We start from the raw sequence: 18,776 nt of genomic DNA on the forward strand, positions 1-18,776 counted from the left end.
ATTTTTAGCGTACGTTCGCTTGTTTTATAAATAACTTTTCGTAACATTGTCATGTAAAACATTTTAACCATGAAACAAACAACCGAAACTTTCGAAAAAACATTAAGAATTAACGCTGGAAAAAATCAGCAATTCCCAGATGTACTAACCGAAGATGCGATGGAGTATTTAACTAATTTACACCATCGTTTTAACAGCAGCCGAATTGAACTATTAGAAGATCGCAAAAAACAACAACTGTTATTTGATGCAGGTGCTTTGCCAAGTTTCCCAATCGAAACAAAAAATATTCGTGATAACGAATGGCAAGCAGCTACAACTCCAAAAGATCTATTAGATCGAAGAGTGGAAATAACAGGGCCTGTCGATAGAAAAATGGTCATCAACGCATTGAATTCGGGGGCTAAAACTTTCATGGCTGATTTTGAAGACAGCACTTCTCCTACTTGGAGTAATTTAATGCAAGGACAACAAAATCTTAGAGATGCAGTGAACAAAACAATAAGTCTTGAGGATGTTGCAAAAAATAAAAAATACCAATTGAATGACGATACTGCTGTTTTACTAGTTCGTCCAAGAGGTTTGCATTTGCAAGAGAAACACCTATTGATCGACAACCAAGAAGCATCAGGTTCGCTTGTTGACTTTGGATTGTATGCCTTTCATAACTTCAAACAATTACTAAAAGACGGAACAGCTCCTTATTATTATATCCCAAAACTAGAACACTATCTGGAAGCGAGATGGTGGAACGAGGTAATTGATTTTACCGAAGATTATCTGGGAATGCAAAGAGGTACTATAAAAACAACGGTATTAGTAGAAACAATAACTGCCAGTTTTCAACTGGACGAAATTATTTTCGAATTAAAGGAACACATCGTAGGACTTAACTGTGGGCGTTGGGATTATATCTTTTCCTATATCAAAAAACTAAGAAACAACCCCGCTTTCATAGTACCAAACAGAGACCAAGTAACTATGACATCGCCTTTTATGAGTGCGTATTCTCAACTGGTAATTCAACGTTGCCACAAAAGAAATATTCACGCTATAGGTGGAATGGCAGCACAAATACCAATTAAGAATAATCCGGAAGCTAATACCATCGCTTTCAATAAAGTAATTGCCGATAAAGAAAGAGAAGTTAGAAACGGACACGATGGAACTTGGGTAGCACATCCTGACTTGATTCCTCTTGCAATGAAAGTATTCGATAGAGAAATGCCAACAAAAAATCAGATTCACATAAAAAGAGCTGATTTAGACATTACAGAAAGTGATTTATTAGAAGTGCCAATAGGAACAATTACTGAAGAAGGTGTTCGAAAAAACATCAATGTTTCCATTCTATACATCGCCTCTTGGCTTCACGGACAAGGAGCGGCAGCAATTCACCATTTGATGGAAGATGCGGCTACAGCGGAAATTTCGAGATCACAACTATGGCAGTGGTTACAAAACGGAGTCACTTTGGACAATAATAAAAAATTGACCAACAATTATTACCACCGTTTAGCAATGGAAGAATATGAAAAAATTAAAAAACTAGTTGGAGAGGATAGCCACGAAAATGGAGAATACAAATTAGCCGAACAACTATTAGACGTTCTGGTTGTCAACCCTAATTTCATTGACTTTTTAACCATTCCTGGTTATAAATACATTTAATAAACTATAACGACACCTAAAAACAATATTAAGAAAAATAGAAAACAGCATTGCGAGAATGGGAGCCGAAAAATTATGGTCGAAATTAAATTCTCAGGATTTTGTTGCTGGACTTGGAGCATTAACCGGAAATCAAGAGATTCAAGAAGTTGAAACTGGACTTGAAGCCATTTATTTGAGCGGATGGCAAGTAGCCGCTGATGCAAATGTTGCTGGAGAAATGTATCCTGACCAATCATTATACCCTGCTAATAGTGTTCCTTTAGTAGTAAAAAGAATCAACAACACATTATTGCGTGCAGACCAAATACAAGTTGTAAACGGGGAACAAAATAAAAAAGAATATTTAGTTCCAATCGTTGCTGATGCCGAAGCTGGTTTTGGTGGAAACCATAACGCTTTCGAACTAATGAAATCCATGATCGAATCTGGAGCAGCTGGAGTTCACTTTGAAGACCAACTGAGTTCTGCTAAAAAATGTGGGCACCTTGGAGGGAAAGTATTGGTACCAACACAAGAAGCAATTAACAAATTAGTTGCTGCACGTTTAGCAACTGATGTAATGGGAACACCTACATTAATTGTTGCTCGTACAGATGCTGATGCAGCAAATTTATTAACAAGTGATATCGACCCTAGAGACGCTAAATTCATCACAGGTGAAAAAACATCCGAAGGATTCTTCCATGTAAATTGTGGAATCGAACAAGGAATTGACAGAGGATTGAGCTACGCGCCTTATGCTGATTTAATTTGGATGGAAACGAGCAATCCTGATTTGGCTTTCGCCAAACAATTTGCTGATGCAATTCACAAAGTATTTCCAGGGTAAAATGTTAGCCTACAACTGTTCGCCTTCATTCAACTGGACTGCAAAATTATCGGTTGCTGAAATGGAAACTTTTAGAGAAGACCTAGCCGATATGGGATACAAATTCCAATTCATCACTTTGGCAGGATTCCACGCATTAAACACGAGTATGTTTGAATTGTCAAAAGCCTATAAAGAAAGAGGAATGGCAGGATATTCAGAATTGCAAGAAAGAGAATTCGCTTTACAAAAACACGGATTTAAAGCCGTTAAGCATCAAGGATTTGTAGGGACAACCTATTTTGATGCCGTACAAAATACAGTTACGGCAGGAAAATCATCTACAACAGCGATGAAAGACTCTACTGAAACTGCACAGTTTTAAGTGAAAAAAACCCGATTTCAATTGAAATCGGGTTTTACTATTTTAAATTATTTCACAACTACCAAGTCCACCGTTATTTTTTCCTTGCCTTTCGACAAACCAACTTTATACTGACCAATAGGCAAATAATATTTATCGTTTTTGGCAGCTTTTAACTTCAGCTCTTTGTTTTTCGCAGCCCATTTCTCAGCAATAGCTTTATCAAGGGACAAATCGTATTTCACATTATTCAATCCTTTAATCGCTTCAACTGTTTTAGTATAAACAATTACTTTATCCTCATTTTCAACAGTAATTGTAACCACACCATTATCCGAAGCATAAAACCAAAAATCAGTTTCTGGCTCATAGGCTTTGTCCCATTTGCTCCAGCTTGCACCCCAGCGCTCTGATTTTTTAATTTTTTCAGTTTCAAATAAATGAAGGCTTTTATTTGTGATTTTAGCATCTAACTGCTGAACCTGAGCTATACTAGTTTTATACAAAGAACGTCCGTGAGTCCCTACAACTAGGTCTTTGGCTTTCTTCTGAATTACTAAATCATGCACCGCAACATTAGGAATTCCTGTAGAAAAATCTTGCCATGAAGCTCCTTTATCCATAGAAATATACAAGCCATTATCCGTTCCCACATACAATATTGACTCATTTACATTGTCTTCAATTATTACGTTCACAGGACTTGATGGTAAATTACCTGAAATGTTTTTCCACGTGTTCCCGTAATCTTCTGAAACGAATACATAAGGAGTAAAATCATCATTTCTATATCCATTCAAAGAAACATAAACTCTTTCTTTCTTATGTAACGAAGCCTTAACTCTTGAAACCCATAAATCTTTTGGTAAATCATCTGATATTTTCGACCAAGAAACCCCTCCGTCCTTAGAAACATTTACAAGTCCGTCATCACTACCGGTGTAAAGCAAACCAAATTGAAATTCACTTTCGCTTATGGTTGTTAAAGTTCCAAAAGGAACATTTCCTTCTTTTTTTCCTTGAGTCAAATCAGCCGAAATAATTGTCCAATTATCCCCTTGATCCATAGAACGGTGTAAAAAATTCGACCCAAAATACAATATATCTTGATTATGAGAAGACAACAAGACAGGAGTCTGCCAGTTAAATCTAAAAGGGTCTTCTCCTTTTTTACTCATAGGTGTAATTCGGGACACCTTGTTTTTAGACCTATCTAACCTAGAATAATTCCCGTGCTGAGATCCCGCTATCACTATATTGGAATTTCTATTGTCAATTTGAATTTGCATTCCGTCACCCCCAAGAATTCCCTTATAAGGATATTCTCCATTTGCTTGCCAAGATGTGCTTTCTTTAAAATCATTTGGACCTACCCAAACACCATTGTCTTGAAGTCCACCATAAATATTATAAGGCTCTTCATTATCGACATTAATGGCATAGAACTGCCCTACAGCATTACTGTTGCATTTTACCCAATGCTTCCCATTATCATAGGATATATTTACTCCTCCATCATTTCCATTAATGATATGATTGGAGTTTTTTGGATTTATCCAAACCACATGATGGTCAGAGTGAACATTATCCCCGTCTATTGCTTCTATTGATTTACCACCGTCTTCAGAAAAAAGCAAAGGTACACCTGTTAAATAAATTCGGTTTTCATTTTTCATATCCACAGTGATATCCCCAAAATAATAACCATAACTATAATATAATCCGTCTATATAATCTGTATTGGTTTTATTCCATGAAGTCCCACCGTCTATTGACTTATAAACTTCGGCTCCTATCACTTCCGTTTCAAAAAGTGCCGCATTAGCATCTTTTGGCTTTTCCCCTTTAGCAGATGGTTTTTTATTTTGATTGTCTAAAATCGCATAAATTATCGAAGAGTTATATATCGCAATCCCTATTCTACCTACATTGTCATTATTAGGAAAACCACTTCCTGAAGTAGAAATCAATTGCCAGTTCTCCCCTGCGTCACTACTTTTATAGATACCTGAATTTTTTCCATTACCCGTAAAATGATGTGCTTTCCTCCCTTTTTGCCATGCCGTTGCATACATTATTTTAGGGTTATCGGTTGCGACATCCAAGTCAATCATTCCTGTTTCTTCATCAACAAACAACTTTTGATTCCAGGTTTTCCCGCCATCAATCGTTTTATAAATCCCTCTTTCTTTGTTTTTAGAATACAAATGTCCAGTAACTCCTACTGTTACTTCATTTGGGTTATTAGAACTAATTATTATTTTACTAATATGATGACTTTCTGGCAATCCCATATTTTCCCATGACTTCCCTTTATCAGTGGATTTTAAAATTCCAATTCCAGCATAGGAAGATCGAGAAGCATTTACTTCTCCGGTTCCAACCCATATCGTTCCCGTTTTCCAATCTACTGCAACTGAACCGCAATTTAGAGTTGGTGCCGTATCCATAACGGGCTCAAAACTGGTTCCGTTATTGTTCGTGTACCACAATCCCCCAGATGCATAAGCGACATAAAATTCAATAGGATTATCCGGATTTACAGCTAAGTCAACCACCCTTCCACTCATGATCGACGGCCCTACATTTTTAAAAGCAACATTCTGAAATAAGGATTGTTTCTGTATCTCATTTTGATTTAAATTCGTTTTGGACTCAGTATGAGCTTGGGATTGTGCCCATGCCCAACTCTGTGACATAGCAACCAATAGCAGAAGCGATTTTTTCATTTAATTCAATATTTTGGATGAAATTAATTATAAATTTAATAATTCGAAAACTTTATAGGGTAATTAACAACTATTCTTCTCAAAGTTATTATTTTTGAGTCATTAAAAGTAAAATCAAAAACGTTTTGAAACAGTCTTGATTCCAGAATAAATGAATAATTCAGAATCCACTCATCTTGTTTCATTTAACTAAAAAATATCTAAATATGAAATACCATCAAATTGACCGTGACTTATTTATAAAAAATCGCGCCAAATTCATGGCTCAAATGAAGCCTAAAAGTGTTGCCGTTTTCAACTCTAATGATATTTACCCAGTAAGTGCTGATAGCACCTTGCCTTTTGCACAACACCGTGATATTTTTTATCTGTCTGGCGTTGATCAGGAAGAAAGCATCTTATTGCTTTTTCCTGATGCTCCTTACGAACACCAAAGAGAAATTCTTTTCCTAAAAGAAACAAACGACCATATTGCTGTTTGGGAAGGTGAAAAACTGACTAAAGAGCGTGCCTTGGCAGTTACTGGAATCAAAAACGTAATTTGGTTACAGGATTTTGAGAAAACATTATTCGAATTAATGACACATTCGGATACGCTTTATATAAATACAAACGAGCATTATCGTGCCACTGTGGAAACAGAAACTCGCGAAGCCCGTTTTGTAAAATGGTGGAAAGAGAAATATCCAGCTCACGCAGTTGCCAAAAGTAATCCAATTTTACAACGCATTCGTTCCGTAAAAGAAAGTGAAGAAATCGATTTGATTCAGGAAGCCTGTAACATTACCGAAAAAGGGTTCAGAAGATTATTGTCTTTTGTGAAACCAAACGTAATGGAATATGAAATTGAAGCCGAATTAATCCACGAATTTGTCCGCAATCGTTCCAAAGGTTTTGCTTACACGCCCATCATTGCATCGGGTAACAATGCTAATGTGTTGCACTACATAGAAAACAACCAACAATGCAACCCAGGCGATTTGATTTTACTGGATGTAGGGGCTGAATACGCTAATTATTCTAGTGATATGACCCGTACGATTCCCGTTTCAGGAAAATTCTCCGACAGACAAAAGGCGGTTTACAATGCCGTTTTGAATGTTAAAAAAGAAGCTACTAAAATGCTTGTTCCGGGGACACTTTGGAAACAATACCATATCGAAGTTGGGAAATTAATGACTTCAGAATTACTGGGTCTTGGATTAATCGACAAAGCCGATGTGCAAAACGAAAACCCGGAATGGCCAGCTTATAAAAAATATTTTATGCATGGAACTTCCCACCATATGGGTCTAGACACCCATGATTACGGAATCTTAACGGAGCCTATGCAAGCCAATATGGTTTTCACCGTAGAGCCAGGAATTTACATTCCAGCCGAAGGTTTCGGAATCCGTCTTGAAGACGATGTCGTGATTCAAGAAACGGGTGAACCGTTCAACTTGATGCGCAACATCCCTATCGAAGTGGATGAAATAGAAAGCTTGATGCACACTTAAGAAAATAGAATAAAGAGAAAAGAATAAAGACGGTTCGCAGTAATGTGAGCCGTTTTTTTATGCACTGCCTTTTTTGGGCACATCCCGCCTCCGTAAACTCCGGCTGGGTCGGGCTGTTCGCTAGTAGTCCTCGTCCCTGAAAAACGGGACTGTGGGCTAGCCGCTGCCATCCCTTGCGCGCGCAAAACAGCGTTAATTATTCCAAAACCACAATTTCAAAAACAATCTAAAACTGTAACTTTATCGTAGCATTTACGTCTTATAGTAGATCAAAACCTTAAAGAGCCTTAAATTCTTAATGGTTCAAAAAAACAAATCATCTTTTAAAAATCAACATTATGAGAGCACACGAAATAGATTACGCCATTTTTGGCGAAGAAATGCAATACGTGGAAATAGAACTGGATCCTCAAGAAATCGTCATTGCCGAGGCAGGCAGTTTTATGATGATGGACAATCATATCCAGATGGAAACCATTTTCGGAGACGGGTCAGAGCAGCAATCTGGATTGTTTGGTAAACTTTTAAACGCGGGAAAAAGAGTTCTAACAGGGGAAAGTTTATTTATGACTGCTTTTATCAATCAAAACAATACCAAAGGGAAAGTGTCTTTTGCCTCACCCTATCCAGGTAAAATTCTGCCTATCGATTTAACCGAATTTCAAGGAAAATTCATCTGCCAGAAAAGCTCTTTCTTATGCGCTGCCAAAGGTGTTTCCGTTGGAATAGAATTCTCTAAAAAAATAGGTCGCGGTCTTTTTGGTGGTGAAGGTTTCATCATGCAAAAGATTGAAGGGGACGGAATGGCATTTGTACATTCAGGTGGAACATTAGCCAAACGAGAATTAAGAGCAGGCGAAGTGTTGAAAGTAGACACCGGTTGTATTGTAGGATTCACCAAAGATGTAGATTATGACATCGAGTTCATTGGCGGAATCAAGAATTCCGTTTTTGGAGGAGAAGGTTTGTTTTACGCCACACTTCGTGGACCTGGAACTGTTTATATACAATCATTACCATTCAGCCGTTTAGCCGACAGAATCATTGCTTCAGCACCAAAATCCGGTGGAAACAGCCGTGAAGAAGGTAGTTTACTAGGCGGATTAGGGAATTTATTGGATGGTGATAATCGTTTTTAAAATATAACAATTAATATAGAAACGGCTTTCAGAGATGGAAGCCTTTTTTTTGAAAACTAAAAACTTAAATGAACTTCTATGCCTTATATGGTTTGAAATTTATTCACCACTACTACCTAAAAAACTTATATCAACTTATATGACTTATATGGTTTAAAAAAAATTAAAACCCTAGTTTTGCAATCGCTCAAAAACGAAACAAAAAAGTGAATCAGATACAATTTAAAAACACAAGCATATCCTACTCGGATACTGGAAAAGGCACCGCAATAGTTTTACTTCACGGTTTTCTGGAAACCCAGAAAATGTGGGACAACTACATTGCGCCATTTGCCAATAAAAACCGAGTAATAACCGTTGACTTACTAGGCCATGGCAAAACAGAATGTTTGGGTTATGTACACAGTATGGAAGATAACGCCGATGCTGTTCATGCCGTCTTGGCTGAATTGCGCATCCGAAAAGCTATTTTCGTAGGGCATTCCATGGGCGGTTATGTGGCTTTGGCTTTCGCCGAATTGTATCCTGATACTGTAAAAGGAATGGTTTTATTGAATTCAACCGCAAAAGCGGATAGTGACGAACGAAAATTAAACCGAGATCGCGCCATCAAAGCCGTAAAACAAAGTTATAAGGGTTTTGTTAGTTTGGCTATAGCCAATTTATTCAGTGAAAAAAATCGTGAAAAATTGGTTGAAGAAATTGAAAACACAAAAAAAGAAGCCTTAAAAACTCCGCTTCAAGCCATTGTTGCCTCTTTAGAAGGAATGAAAACACGAGCTGACCGCGAAGCTTTATTACATCTTACTCCGTATCCAAAAATGTTGATTCTAGGCGAAAAAGACTCCGTTTTAGGCTATAAAGAAACCAAGGAACAAATAGAAAATACAGATGTAAAACTGGTCACTTTCCCTGACGGACACATGTCACATATTGAAAACCAAGAAGAACTGACTAAGGTATTATTGCAATTTTTCAAAAAAATATAATCCAATAACTTTGTATGCTATTGGCGAAACTCCCTTTACGAACTTTCCAGTTAAAAAACTTAAACTTTCTCTTCAAACGGAATCGTTTCGTCCAATATTTCTTTTAAAAGCAAAACAATTTGTTCTAGATAATTTGCCATTACAACATTATTAATAACAAATTCACTGTCTTTTTCTTCTTTAAAATTAAAAGGCAAAAATCCTGATTTTAAATTTTTGAAAGAAATAATTCCAGCTTCAATTGGTTTGCCGTTTGCTTTTTCTTCATACATAAACGCGTATGCAAGAACCTGAATTATTTTATCGTTTTTAATTTCTTCCGTTAATCCTTTCCACGTTTTCAAAGTCACACTGGACTTCTCTACTTTACCCGTTTTATAATCGATAATTCGGATAGTTCCGTTACGTTCTTCTATTCGATCCACATTCCCTTTTATCAATACAGGAAATGGCAAACTTGGGTGCGTTAAAGTCCTTTCAAAGGTTTCTTCCAAAGCAAGTATCTTAATGGCATCCCCAGATTTAATACTTTCTAATTCTACTTTCAAGAAATTAGAAACATTGCGTTTAGCCACTTCAAAAGCGAGTAAATTTCGACCTTTCTTAATCTCTCCTTCTTTGTAAACTTCCTTGAATTGTTTAAGAACCTCATCGTCTATTTGCTTAAAACAATTTTGAATATCGCTTTCTGAAATAAACTTTCCAATAAAAGGTTCATACAACACTTTTAAAGTTTCGTGAATGATGGTTCCAAGAGTATTTAAGGCGATATTTTCTTCCACTTCTTCAACTTCACTAATGCGTAAAATCTTTTGGAAATAAAACTGAATCGGATTCCTAATATAACTCGTCAATGCTGAAGGGGAAAAACCTTTTTCTGCAATTTCTTTCAATCGAGACATCACTGCCTCCGACTTTTCAATCACCATAGGCGTATAAGCCGTTTCTGGAAGAACCGCGTTATAAATCTCGTGCGTTAGGTTATGATTGTGTTGTTTTTCCACTTCTAACTGAGTGATAAACCTGCTTTTTTCCCCTGCATCCAGTCCTTCGCTTTCGGTGTTATACAGTAAATAAATGTTCTTGGCACGTTGTAACAAGTGGTAGAAATGATATGTATAAATAGCATCTTTTTCTTTGAAAGTAGGCAATCCTAATTCACGTTTAACATCATAGGGAATAAAAGAATTTTGTGATTTACCCGCCGGGAATTTCCCTTCATTCATAGAAGTGACAATAACAGTATCAAAATCTAGCACCCTGCTTTCTAACACTCCCATAATTTGTAAACCATTGAGCGGTTCTCCTTCAAAAGAGACCTCTGCCAAATCAATTACTTGTTTATAAATAGCATACAAAGTGTCAATCTTGTCAATATGATCGTGTATTGAGTAATAATTTATAAGCTTATTGATGACTTTAAAAATAGCAAATACAAAGGCTTTTGTAATTTTTTCTTCTTCATTATCATTACTCAAATTATTCTTTATAGTCAACAATAAAGTTGAAATGGTTTCTAAAACAGCTATCGATCCACTATCCCATTTTTTGAATAACAAAAGAAATAAATCCGTAGGTTCAGGATTCAATTCCATTACCTTTTGATGCGTAATAAACGTATAATTATTTTTATTTATAATATTGACTAGGCCTGAAGTATTGGCATATGGTTCCACTAATGGATGCGTTAAGATATCCAACACATCTTTGTAATACAACACATAACTTTTTGCGTTTCGAGACAAGGCATTGGTATGCATCTTGAATAATTTAGCAATCAGGATTTGAGCCGGATTATTTTTACTGGAATATCCCATAGTTATATTCAAAGCGCCAACGGTAGAAGGAAGTGAATATAAAAGAGGTACCAATACATTTTCTTCTCCAAGAACAACAGCCACTTTATCAAGTGAGGCCGTTGGATTCTCATTGATAATGTTTTCAATTATACTTCCTGCGATTTTAGCTTGACCAATAGTTTTAGGGGTTCCAATGACTTGGATGTTTTTTGATTGTGAAAAATCATCTACAATCCATTCAAAAGGATTGGACTTATAGTACTTCCAGTTGGCTTTAAATCGTCTTAAAAAAAGTCCCGCATCGTGATAAGGATCATTTAAAAAGGTTTGATCTGCATCCCAATATATTTTAGCTTGATCAGAAGCGATAAGGTGTTGTATAATTTTTTCTTCGGAAGCGTTTAAGGCATTGAATCCTGCAAAAACATATTGCTTATCAGCAACAGAATTAGAAAATGGAATTAAGTTCTCAACTGCTTGACGGTAAATTAATCCTTGATATCCGATTCCTTTTTTTAGTAAATGCGTGTATAACGATTGATAGTAATTAGGAAGTAATTTCCAAAAATCGATATAATTTTCGAGTAATTGGGTTTTATTCTCTACTTCAATTCCCCATTTTTTTATGTCCTCAATGTCTTTTAAGTAAGACAAAACATAAGTAGGGTCTAATAAGTAGCGGTCAATTTCATTAAAATCTTGTAAAAGCATTTTTGCCCAATTGGCAAATAACTCAAAAGATTGCTGGTTTGATTTCTCGGTAACGGATAAATAAACTTCATAGAATTCAAACAATAATTCTATAGGATCAACTGTACGAATAGCGGCAATATCTTGAATAAAATCCTCAATACTAATAATCTCTGGAGAAAGTATATTTGAACTTACTTGTTTTTTCAATGCTTCGATTAGGAAAATCTTAGCTCGTTTATTCGGTAATACTACAATTGTATTTGAAAGTTTATCCGAATAATTTTCGATTATAACTTGTGCGATTTTATCTAAAAAAGAAGTATTTATCATTTCATAAAAATAAAAAAAACGCCTCGATAAATCGAGGCGTTTTCCATAAATATTTTAGAAAAAATTATTCTTTAATTAAAGAAACTTCAACTCTTCTGTTGTTAGCTTTTCCTTTTGCAGTTTTGTTAGTGTCAATTGGTTTAGTTTCACCATATCCTGTAGAGTTTAATCTATCAGGTTTAATACCATTTTCAATTAAGTTATTTGTAACCGCAGCAGCTCTGTTTTCAGATAAAGTTTGGTTTAATTCATTACTTCCATCACTATCAGTATGTCCTTCAATCATGAATTTTGAAGTAGGATATTCTTTTAAGATTTCTTTAATTGCTACTAAAACCGGCAAAGTTTCAGGCTTAAATGTTGATTTTCCTGAATCAAACAATACAGTTCTACCATATGCATTTAATTTATCAATAGCTTCTTTAGTAACTTCAGGACAACCTTTATTTGCTACAGTTCCTTTTACAGTAGGACATTTGTCATCTTTATCAACAACACCATCTCCGTCAGTATCTGGCCAAGGACAACCTGCGTTTTCTTTTGGACCTGCAACAGTAGGACATTTGTCATCTTTATCAGCAATTCCATCTTTATCAGCATCCGGACAACCTTTTAAAGCTTTTAAACCAGCAACTTCTGGACAAGCGTCATCTTTATCAGCAACACCATCTCCATCAGTATCAGGACATCCGTTAAAAGCAGCTAAACCAGCAACTTCTGGACATTCGTCACTTGCATCAACGATTCCATCTCCATCAGTATCAGGACATCCGTTGAATTGTTTTAAACCAGCAACTTCTGGACAAGCATCATCTTTGTCATATATTCCATCTCCGTCAGTATCTTTTCCTCCAAATTTGAAGATAATACCCGCAGAATGTTGGAAGTGAGATGGTGCGTCAGGTGCTCCTGAAACATCTTCTCTATCTCCAAATGATTTCTTGTATGCAGTGTTTAGAGATAAACCAACAGTTTCAGTAAACCATAAAGTTAAACCTGCACCTGGATTTAAAGTTCCAAAACTACTATCTCCGAAGAAAGTATAACCTCCACCAACAGATAACGAAGGATCAATAACTTTAGATTTGATCAAGTTCATAAAGCTATAACTTACTCTACCGTCAATTCCGTAGTACATTAAATCTCCAGGATTGTTTACTACATAACCACGTGAATCATGTCCTACAGCTGTTGGAGCAAATCTCACATATTTATCAATTTTGTTTACAGAACCAGAAACTCCAAAAGAGAAGTTGTCTCCAACATATTTAGATACACTAAGATAAGATACAGAAGGAAGAATGTTCCAATTCTCTTTAACAGCAAAAGGTTGAGAAAAATGACGGTCTAACCACCCATTCCCACCACCAGCACTTGTTTTTGTATCTACGGCATTCGCTCCAAAAGAGATAGCCCATGGGTTGTTACTGTCTTGTGCGTGAGTACTTAAACCCATCACCATCATTACAGCAACTAAAAGTTTGTTAAGATGTTTCATACTTAATTTATTTAATTACAATTTAGTTAATTATAAACAAAAGTAACGCGTAATTTTTTAACTACAAAATCTATTGTTAAAAAAAACTTATAAAAAACACAAAAAGTGAGAATTATATAACGTTTAATGCCTTTCCTACCTCAATAAATGCATTTACAGCCTTATCTAAATGTGCTTTAGTATGTGCCGCTGACAATTGGACCCTTATTCTAGCCTTGTCTTTTGGGACAACCGGGAAAAAGAAACCAATTACATAGATTCCTTTTTTTAACAATTCATCCGCCATCGTTTGAGATAATTTAGCATCATACAACATTACAGGCACAATTGCAGAATCCCCTTCGACAATATCGAAACCTGCTTTTATCATTCCTTCTTTAAAGTAATTTGTATTCCACTCTAATTTATCCCTTAGTGTTGTGTCTTTTTCTAAAAGCTCAAAAACTTTAATGGAAGCCCCAACAATGGCAGGCGCTAATGAATTTGAAAATAAATACGGTCTAGAACGTTGACGTAACAATTCTATGATTTCTTTTTTAGCCGTAGTATAACCTCCCATAGCACCCCCTAGAGCTTTTCCAAGAGTTCCCGTGATGATATCTACTCTGCCCATTACTCCTTTTGCTTCTAGTGTACCTTTTCCCGTTGCACCAATAAATCCAGCAGCATGACATTCATCCACCATAACCATTGCATCATATTTATCCGCTAAGTCACAAATTTTATCTAATGGAGCTACAACACCATCCATTGAGAAAACACCATCAGTAACAATGATTTTAAAACGACTTCCAGCCTCGTTTGCCTTAATTAGTTGTTTTTCCAAGTCTTCCATATTACTATTTTCATAACGGAAACGTGCTGCTTTACACAAACGCACTCCATCTATAATAGAAGCATGGTTCAAACTATCAGAGATTATTGCGTCACCTTCACCAAATAAAGGTTCAAAAACACCACCGTTTGCATCAAAAGCAGCCGCATAAAGAATCGTGTCTTCTGTTCCGTGAAATTCAGAAATCTTTCTTTCTAATGTTTTGTGAATATCCTGCGTCCCACAAATGAAACGCACAGATGACATTCCGAAACCATGTGTGTCCATAGCATCTTTCGCTGCCTGTATCACTTCAGGATGAGATGATAATCCTAAATAATTATTGGCACAAAAATTCAAAACAGTTTCCCCAGTAGAAATTGTAATTTCGGCATCTTGCGGCGAAGTGATAATTCTTTCTTTTTTAAAAATTCCGTTATCTTCAATTGTTTTTATTTCGTTTTGAAGATGTTCTTTAATTTTTCCGTACATTTTTTATCTTTTTATAAATTTATTTATTTTGCGAATAATTCATTTTTACACTACAAATTTACTACATCGATTTGTTTTCCTATATAAATCAATGTTTTTTTTATGACTTTATACCCCATTAACTCAATTGCATATTGATAATTTTCTAGTTGCTTTTGATATTTAGCATTATGAACACCTGTTTTATAATCTAATAAATACACTTCGCTATTCTTTGTCAACACCATTCGATCTGGCTTTATCGTACCACCCTCTTTTTGAATAATGGTTTGCTCATTCAACACTATATTCCCCTTAGCAAAAAAGAATTCCAATTCCTTATGATTGACAATATCCTGAATCGTTTGAAAAACCAACTCTTTCTGACCATAATTTATCAATCCGTTTTCGATAGCTTTATCTACTGCCAATACTACGTCGTCTTTTGTTTTTACAAACGACAGTATTTCGTGTACCACATTCCCGTACTCGATTGATTCCTGTTGATGCGTTCCCCACATTAAAGCTTCCCGTTGGGCAATTTTTATGTTTTTTGGATCTAATGTTTCCCCTACTACTACAATCTTTTTTGAAGTGTCAATATGTTTAGAATTTGAAGATAGTTTTTTAGAATTTCCAAATTCGTATTCCAACTTATTTTCTTCGAAGTCTCCGTAATTCATTAAATAATTAATAAAGAAAGCCGACATATTATTAGTCTTCACTTCACCTTTACTTGTTAAATTCATATTCGAAATGACATACAACTGCTCTTCGGCACGGGTTAAAGCCACGTATAAAACATTGATATTATCCAGCAATTCTTCTTGCTTTTTTTGATCGTAAACTAATTTTGCTTCTTCCCCAAAACCTTCCACAGCACTACTGTTGTCTATCAAAACTTTAGGAAGGCCAAAATCCATTTCGGCAGCGTCTAGCCACAGTTTGTCTTTTGGTTTCCGACTGTAATCTTCTTCAGCAAAAGGGATAATTACAACTGGAAACTCCAATCCTTTTGATTTATGAATCGTCATAATACGCACCGCGTTATTCCCTTCCGGTGATGGAATACTGAATTTCTCCGCGTTCTTATCCCAAAAATTCAAGAAATCAGCTATTCCTGCTTGGTTCCTAACATCTCTCTCGAGAACTATGTCGAGAAAATACTGAACGTAGGCATTCCCCTCCCCAGCCCTCCCCGAAGGGGAGGGTGACTGAGTGGTTACTTTGTCTCTAGAAGAATTAGCCGAACCAAATAATTCATCATTATTTGGTTCTAACATCTGTGCTTGAACCTTAACAACTTCCGATAAAAAAAGATCTCGCTCCTTTAATTCTTGCCTTATTGTGTCTAAAACTTTGGAAATACTACCTATTACTTCTTCGTTTCGAAAACGAATAACTTTATAACCTAATTCATTTAAAACATTTGTTCTTTCTTGATCAAATAAAATTTGTTCCTCCGTAAAATGATAATCTCCATCAACCTCGACAATCAGTCTTTTTGACAAACAAACAAAATCAACAATATAATTATCTATCAAATGTTGTTGCCTGAATTTACTATTTAAAGCTTGCGTTTTAAGTTCAGCCCATAATATTTTTTCAGCCACAGTAGGTTCTTCTCTATGTGCAATTGCTTTTTCTATTAAAAGATGAGAATAATTCCCACCAGTCATATACCCTTTTTTACCTAATCCAGAATCACCATCAAAAACAGCTGTGTTTTTTACATTCAGTTTATCGACACTGTCTCCCCTTCCTTCGGAGGGGGCTGAGGGGAGGATAAATTTGGATATTATAATTTCTACTGCTTCATACAATGATTTTTTACGGATGTTCTGGAATGACAAGGAAATATCGAAACTAGTTAGCCAATTTTCGAAATCGACTTCTTGTTTTTGCTCCATCCCTTTGGCTATGAAATCATGAACAGGCAATTGATCCTGAATATTCTCGGCGATATAATGCAGGAAATAGGCTTTTGCTTCTAAGTCGGCATTGTTTTTCAGGTATTTTAATAAGTGAATAATCAATCGCACTTCGGTTGCGTTTTGAATCATCAATGTTTCTGATGATAACAGCGGAATGTTTTGCTCTGTCAAATAATTGGCAATGGCAATTCCCTGGTCGCGTTTACGCGTAAGAATCACAATGTCTTTGTATTCAAAACCTTCTCGAAATACTTTCTGGATTGTATTCAAAGTGGCTAAAACAAATAGTTCTGTTTTATCCAGCGCTTCTTCATCGTCTTCGGTTGTTTCTACTTTTGGAATAAAAGAAATATTAACATAACCACCGGTTTTGCTATTCGTTTTTTGATGGCTGTGATTTTCATACAAATCTTTATAATCAGGATGCTCAAATTCCCCCGAAACCAATTTAAAGAATTCATTATTAAAATCAATTACTTGTGAATAGCTTCGGTAATTTTTATCTAAATGTTCCAGTTTTTTATCTGGATTATTAAACGGATTGTTGTCTTTACTTAATTCAATAAATTGCTCCGCCTTTCCACCACGCCAGCGATAAATAGATTGTTTGGGATCTCCCACAATCATCAAAGTTCCCTTTTCGCCAAAATCATCTTGACCCGAAAGCGCATTGTCAATCAACGGAATCAGGTTTTGCCATTGCATCTCTGAAGTGTCCTGAAATTCATCAATAAAAAAATGGCGGTAACGCTCCCCTAATCGTTCATATATAAAAGGGGCAGGCTGGTTTTGAATTTCGCGGTGAATAATTGCGTTAAATTCGGTTATGGAAAGCACGTTTTGCTCTTCTTGAATTTTGGCCAATTCATTACTCACTGTATTCAATAAAGAAAGCGGTGTTATGTTTTTAAGAAAGGCTTTGTAGAAATCTCTTTTTTCGAAATTTTTATAGATCGTTACCAGGTTTTGGATTAACTCCGGAATCAGGTTTTCTATTAAAGCGCGGTCTTTGGCTGTTTTATTGATGGCAATATCATCAAATTCGTGAAAGGTCTTGTTTTTTGGGTTGAATTTCCCGTCTCGGATACTGATTAAATGATTTGGAAAAGTTCCTCTTGAGAATGATTTTAAATCAATTCCGTTATTATCTATTAAAGTCATTAAGCCTTCAGCTAACGAGCTATTTTCTTTATCTAAAACTTTACAGGTTTCTACTAGTTTCTTTTTTATTTCAACGAAATCGGAAATGGATTTATCGTGAAAATGGGTAATTTCATTGCGGTGGTTTTCATTCAGTACTAGACGACCTGTGTCTAGAATTTCACGCGAAATATCCCAAGACTTATCGTCATCGGTTTTTTCCATAGTGAAATCGATGAGCAACTTGGTCAAGGTTTCATCTTCTCCCGCTTGCGCAATGATGGCGTCTACGGCTTCGGTCAATAAATTCTCCGTGTCCAAAGTCACCTCGAAAGTCATGGGTAAATTTAAGTCGTGCGCAAAAGCACGAATCACTTTATGGGTGAATTTATCAATTGTCGAAATATCAAAAGCAGCATAATTATGAATAATGTGCTTGATGATTTGCTGGGATTTAGTTTTTATTTGGATAATTGAAAGCTCCGTGTCAATCGCTAAATCCTGCATTAAATCCTGTGCTTTTTGGGAAGGTTCGTCTTTGGCAAATTCAGACAGACTTCCTACGATACGGCTTTTCATTTCGTGTACCGCTTTATTGGTAAACGTAATGGCGAGAATATTTCTATAGGCATCGTTTTTATGGGCTACTAGAATAATTTTCAGGTATTCTTTGACAAGCGCATAGGTTTTACCAGATCCTGCTGAAGCGTCATATATGGAGAAAGAAGGTCTTTGCATCAAGATTTTTGATTAATGATATTAGATTTCTGATTTAAACATAATTCTTTAATACCCTAAAATACCTAGCCCTGATGGAAACGGCATCCCACGCTTTTTTGCGTGGATATAGTGTACAGCAGGAAAAAGCTTCTAAAAAACAGCTTAAATATTAGGT

At 35.8% G+C, this 18,776-nt stretch carries 9 protein-coding genes and 1 pseudogene; 5 read left to right on the top strand and 5 right to left on the bottom strand.

All coding sequences use genetic code 11. From position 1 onward, the window contains the following. Positions 1-69 precede the first annotated feature (69 nt). Together aceB and aceA are read left to right on the top strand one after the other, a co-directional pair. Positions 70-1,671, top strand: a complete 1,602-nt coding sequence (aceB, locus tag FLAK523_RS02930) for a malate synthase A (protein ID WP_248906385.1) — start codon at positions 70-72, stop codon at positions 1,669-1,671. Positions 1,672-1,705: 34 nt separating this feature from the next. Next, positions 1,706-2,867: pseudogene (gene aceA, locus FLAK523_RS02935) on the top strand (isocitrate lyase); the annotation flags it as partial. A 47-nt stretch (positions 2,868-2,914) separates the two neighbouring features. Here the strand turns inward: aceA and FLAK523_RS02940 are convergent. Then, the gene (locus FLAK523_RS02940; protein ID WP_248906387.1) at positions 2,915-5,575 is read right to left on the bottom strand and encodes a glycosyl hydrolase; all 2,661 of its coding nucleotides are present in this window, start codon (positions 5,573-5,575) and stop codon (positions 2,915-2,917) included. Between the two features lie 206 nt (positions 5,576-5,781). Here FLAK523_RS02940 and FLAK523_RS02945 point away from each other — a divergent pair, with 206 nt between their 5' ends. The 3 genes from FLAK523_RS02945 (at position 5,782) to FLAK523_RS02955 (ending at position 9,202) form a co-directional block, all read left to right on the top strand. Then, complete coding sequence (locus FLAK523_RS02945) at positions 5,782-7,074, top strand: aminopeptidase P family protein (RefSeq protein WP_248906390.1); 1,293 nt, start codon at positions 5,782-5,784, stop codon at positions 7,072-7,074. A 338-nt stretch (positions 7,075-7,412) separates the two neighbouring features. After that, positions 7,413-8,213, top strand: a complete 801-nt coding sequence (locus FLAK523_RS02950) for a TIGR00266 family protein (RefSeq protein WP_248906392.1) — start codon at positions 7,413-7,415, stop codon at positions 8,211-8,213. 206 nt (positions 8,214-8,419) lie between these two features. After that, positions 8,420-9,202 carry an alpha/beta fold hydrolase gene (locus FLAK523_RS02955; protein ID WP_248906394.1) on the top strand — a complete coding sequence of 261 codons (783 nt, stop codon included), beginning with the start codon at positions 8,420-8,422 and terminating at the stop codon, positions 9,200-9,202. Positions 9,203-9,261: 59 nt separating this feature from the next. Here the strand turns inward: FLAK523_RS02955 and FLAK523_RS02960 are convergent, their stop codons facing one another. The 4 genes from FLAK523_RS02960 to FLAK523_RS02975 all read right to left on the bottom strand — a co-directional run bounded on the left by FLAK523_RS02960 (position 9,262) and on the right by FLAK523_RS02975 (position 18,619). Then, on the bottom strand, positions 9,262-12,024 hold the full coding sequence (locus tag FLAK523_RS02960) for a PD-(D/E)XK nuclease family protein (RefSeq protein ID WP_248906396.1): 2,763 nt from the start codon (positions 12,022-12,024) through the stop codon (positions 9,262-9,264). 64 nt (positions 12,025-12,088) lie between these two features. Next, positions 12,089-13,522 (bottom strand): OmpA family protein, encoded by a 1,434-nt coding sequence (locus tag FLAK523_RS02965; RefSeq protein ID WP_248906398.1) that lies wholly within the window; start codon positions 13,520-13,522, stop codon positions 12,089-12,091. A 112-nt stretch (positions 13,523-13,634) separates the two neighbouring features. Continuing rightward, on the bottom strand, positions 13,635-14,828 hold the full coding sequence (kbl, locus tag FLAK523_RS02970) for a glycine C-acetyltransferase (RefSeq protein ID WP_248906400.1): 1,194 nt from the start codon (positions 14,826-14,828) through the stop codon (positions 13,635-13,637). Between the two features lie 50 nt (positions 14,829-14,878). Further along, positions 14,879-18,619 carry a UvrD-helicase domain-containing protein gene (locus FLAK523_RS02975; RefSeq protein ID WP_248906402.1) on the bottom strand — a complete coding sequence of 1,247 codons (3,741 nt, stop codon included), beginning with the start codon at positions 18,617-18,619 and terminating at the stop codon, positions 14,879-14,881. Positions 18,620-18,776 lie beyond the last annotated feature (157 nt).

Source organism: Flavobacterium sp. K5-23 (assembly GCF_023278045.1).
GTDB lineage: Bacteria > Bacteroidota > Bacteroidia > Flavobacteriales > Flavobacteriaceae > Flavobacterium.

Bases quoted from the DNA above. Each gene is read 5' to 3' on its own strand.
- aceB (WP_248906385.1), top strand. From the start codon at position 70: ATGAAACAAACAACCGAAACTTTCGAAAAAACATTAAGAATTAACGCT.
- FLAK523_RS02975 (WP_248906402.1), bottom strand. From the start codon at position 18,619: ATGCAAAGACCTTCTTTCTCCATATATGACGCTTCAGCAGGATCTGGT.
- FLAK523_RS02940 (WP_248906387.1), bottom strand. From the start codon at position 5,575: ATGAAAAAATCGCTTCTGCTATTGGTTGCTATGTCACAGAGTTGGGCA.
- FLAK523_RS02965 (WP_248906398.1), bottom strand. From the start codon at position 13,522: ATGAAACATCTTAACAAACTTTTAGTTGCTGTAATGATGGTGATGGGT.
- kbl (WP_248906400.1), bottom strand. From the start codon at position 14,828: ATGTACGGAAAAATTAAAGAACATCTTCAAAACGAAATAAAAACAATT.
- FLAK523_RS02945 (WP_248906390.1), top strand. From the start codon at position 5,782: ATGAAATACCATCAAATTGACCGTGACTTATTTATAAAAAATCGCGCC.
- FLAK523_RS02960 (WP_248906396.1), bottom strand. From the start codon at position 12,024: ATGATAAATACTTCTTTTTTAGATAAAATCGCACAAGTTATAATCGAA.
- FLAK523_RS02950 (WP_248906392.1), top strand. From the start codon at position 7,413: ATGAGAGCACACGAAATAGATTACGCCATTTTTGGCGAAGAAATGCAA.